Below are 3,220 nucleotides of genomic sequence, written 5' to 3' on the forward strand. Positions count from 1 at the left end.
CAACGGACATCGAACGAAGACCGTGGCCACCACCAGCGGCGATGTCGAGGTCAAGATCCCCAAACTGCGGTCAGGATGGCCTCGGTGTGACCGTCGAGGGCGAGATGCTCACCACCTACCACCTGATGAACCAGACCGTCGAAGGTGGCGCAGCCGATGCCGTCGTCGCGACCGATTGGGATGGAGTTGACCTGATTCCGGCCGACGAGGAGCTCGGCAAGATCGAGTCCGACGGCTCGAACGACCTGGTCTTCCGCCTCGATGTCGCTTTCGAAGGCTTGGACCTGAGTCCCTACGACGTGGTGCTGTTCGACTGTCCACCTAGCCTGGGCAAAGTCCTGTTTGCTGTCCTGATCGCGTGCGACGGGGTCGTGGCGGTCACCGAACCGACGATCGACAGTGTGCACGGCGTCGAACGCCTCGACGAAACCATTCGCACGGTGCGCAAACGCGCCAACCCTCGCCTGAGCTTCGACAAGATCGTCCTCAGCCGTCGACGTGGCACCGCCGAGCACAACTTCCGGGAGACCGAGCTGCGGGAGGGTTACGGCGATCTCGTGGCCCGCACGATCATCCCGGAACTGGCCACGCGTCAGGACGCGCACAGCGCCCGGACCCCGATCCACCAGTTCCGAGGTGGTCGCGCGATTTCCCTGCAAACCGCCTACAGCGATCTGCTTGCCGAACTGTCTCTCACCACCGGAGGTGCATCGTGACCGCACAACGCCAGCCGGCGATCCGCAAGACCCACCCGGCCGAAGAACTGCCCGAACGCCCTGCGCGCATCGAGGCGTCGACCCCGGCATCGACCCCGGCGCCTCCCCCTGCGGCCACGCCGTCGGTGGCCGGCAGAGACACCGATCCGGCGGAGGGTTTGTCGACGACGCACAACACCCGCATCCGTCCGAGCATCAAGGCACGGCTGCGTAGGGGAGTGGACAAGCTTCGTTACGAAACCGGCGATCGAACCATCAGCGAGGCCTCGATCACCGACAAGGCGTTGCAGGAGTACCTCGACAAGCACGGCCTCTGAAAGAGCGCTCTCGACCCCCCAACACTGCGTGCGTTGCATGCCCGCAACGCACGCAGTGCAGATCCCCTCGGTGCGGCTGCAACCGCACGGGGACCGTGGACCAGGACTACCCACCTGTCAGGAAGGACACCCTCCGGTCATGCCCGACGATACAACCGAACCTGCAACCGCGTTGCGAGCCGAGTTGCCGATGAGCCGGTAGATGACACTGGCGTTGGTGACCGTGGCCGCGATGACGCTGTTCATCGCGGCGCTGTCGTTCATCCTGTCCTTCGATGCACTTCGCGCCCTGGCGATCGAGGTCGGTGTGCAACCGGGCCGAGCATGGATGGCACCGGTTGCCATCGACGTTGCACAGGCTGCGGCCACCGCCGGCTACGTCATCTTCCGCATCTCCGACCGCGGCCGATACTCGCTTGCGTACTGCGCGACGTTGGCCGTGGTGACGGTGCTGTTGAGCGTGGTCGGCAACGCCTTCCACGCCTGGCAGACCGCGGAGCGCAACCTCGCCCGAGTTGCAGCAGGGGAGGACCTCGGGTTCGTTCCGCAGGCCCCCTGGATCGGGGCACTGTTTGCGGCGATCTTCCCGCTGCTGTGGTTGGCGTTGTTCCACCTGTTCGTCATGATGATCCACCGCAACCAGCCCGCTGCAGGTGCCCCGGCGCCGATCACCACCGTGGCGCCCGCGTCGGCTCTCGCCGCAACCGAGCGTGACATCGCAGTGCACCGCGAGTCGTGTGCACCCCGAGACGGCGCAACCGTCGACGGCGGCCTCGCAACCGTTCACCGTGCCGTGCACGCACCGTTGCAGGGCGTGCCCGCGGCCGAACCCGGTGATGCACCTGCGTCGGAAACAACCACCTTCGTCTGCAACTCGGTTGTCGAGCCGGTGATGATGGGGCAACCTGCGCGCTCCGTGACGCGCAACGGATATGCGCAGACCCAGGAGGGGTTGCTTCGTTTCCTCGCCGACTCCGAGTTCCACGAAACCGTGCAAGTGGTGGCGTCGATGATGATCGAGTCCCCACAACTGCGGCAGGTCGACGTTGCTCACCGGTTGCAGATCGACAAATCCACCGTCAGCCGGCGGTGGCGGCAGTTCTGCCAGGAGGCCGAGACCGAAGGGTTCCTGGTCCCACCATTGCCGGTAACCGAGACGGCCGATCCGATGAACGAGCACTCGATCATCTAGCCATTGTCCCTGTCGGGACGACCGTTCCGGACTGAAAATGGTGTGGGGGTCCCCCGTCGACGCCGTTTTTCCTATGGTCCCTCGATGCCGTCATCTAGCCGGGCGTGGGAGTCACCCTGTGGGCCCTTCACTGTTGCCGTCGTCATCGAGCACGAGGATCAGATTCAGTTTCACCCTGATGACCCCCACGGGCGACCACCCTTGCTCAATCGGTGCGCGTTAGTGAGGAGAACACGATGCTGATCGAGTCCCACGACTTCCTACTCACGCAGATGCTGGGTCGGATCGATGCCATCGATACCGACATCGCCGCGGTCGACACTGAGATCGAGGTGCAGCTGGACCCTTTCGCGCTGGCGGCGGCACGTCTCGATGAAATCCCGGGGATCGGACCGGTGGCCGCCGCGATCCTTCTCTCCGAGATCGGCGTGGACATGTCCCGGTTCCCCACCACCGGGCACCTGTGTTTGTAGACGACGTTCTCGCCCGAGATCAACTCTTCCGCAGGCAAGTCCAAGGGCAATGGTTTGGCCGGGCACGGCAACCGCTATCTCGCCTGTGCTCTCGGTGAGGCCGCCGTGACTGCCGGGAGAACCGACACATTTCTTGGTGCCCGCTACCGGCGGACCGCCAGACGACGAGGGAGGAGACAGGCCATCGTCGCCGTCGGTCGCTCCATCCTGGTCATCGTCCGCAGCCTGCTTCAGAACCGGATACCCGTTTTCACGATCTCGGTGCCGAACACTTCACCCGCCATGTCAAACCGGACACGAAGAAACGCATCACATCCGTCAACTCAAAGCCCTCGGCTACACCGTCACCCTCACCCCGGCCGCCTGACCCGCACAACACCACGACGATCGTCCCCGGCTCCGCTACGCTCCGCCGGGACAACACCTGTGCCACACCAGGGGCAACGTCAGGGCCCCGGCAAAGTCGTGTAATTGCATGTCAGATGGTGTGAAGTAGCTCGATCGGCCGGTGTGGATCACGAC

The 3,220-nt window shown here is 64.4% G+C and carries 4 protein-coding genes and 1 pseudogene; all 5 read left to right on the forward strand.

The window, feature by feature from the left end; all coding sequences use genetic code 11:
• Nucleotides 1-76 (forward strand): annotated as a pseudogene (locus HF886_RS20925) (transposase); the annotation flags it as partial.
• Nucleotides 42-716: a ParA family protein gene (locus tag HF886_RS20760; protein WP_240955258.1), complete on the forward strand. Its 675-nt coding sequence runs from the start codon at nt 42-44 to the stop codon at nt 714-716. The pseudogene HF886_RS20925 and the gene HF886_RS20760, both read left to right, overlap by 35 nt.
• Entirely contained in the window at nt 713-1,033 is a 321-nt protein-coding gene (locus tag HF886_RS20765; protein WP_169653371.1) for a hypothetical protein, read from the forward strand. The genes HF886_RS20760 and HF886_RS20765 overlap by 4 nt, the downstream gene beginning before the upstream one ends.
• Before the next feature lie 202 nt (nt 1,034-1,235).
• Complete coding sequence (locus HF886_RS20770) at nt 1,236-2,225, forward strand: DUF2637 domain-containing protein (protein WP_169653372.1); 990 nt, start codon at nt 1,236-1,238, stop codon at nt 2,223-2,225.
• Between the two features lie 236 nt (nt 2,226-2,461).
• Nucleotides 2,462-2,698 (forward strand): transposase, encoded by a 237-nt coding sequence (locus tag HF886_RS20775; RefSeq protein WP_169653373.1) that lies wholly within the window; start codon nt 2,462-2,464, stop codon nt 2,696-2,698.
• Nucleotides 2,699-3,220: the final 522 nt, after the last annotated feature.

The sequence above is a fragment of the Rhodococcus sp. 105337 genome (genome assembly GCF_012844225.1).
GTDB lineage: Bacteria > Actinomycetota > Actinomycetes > Mycobacteriales > Mycobacteriaceae > Rhodococcus.

Bases quoted from the DNA above. Each gene is read 5' to 3' on its own strand.
- HF886_RS20760 (WP_240955258.1), top strand. From the start codon at position 42: ATGTCGAGGTCAAGATCCCCAAACTGCGGTCAGGATGGCCTCGGTGTG.
- HF886_RS20770 (WP_169653372.1), top strand. From the start codon at position 1,236: ATGACACTGGCGTTGGTGACCGTGGCCGCGATGACGCTGTTCATCGCG.
- HF886_RS20775 (WP_169653373.1), top strand. From the start codon at position 2,462: ATGCTGATCGAGTCCCACGACTTCCTACTCACGCAGATGCTGGGTCGG.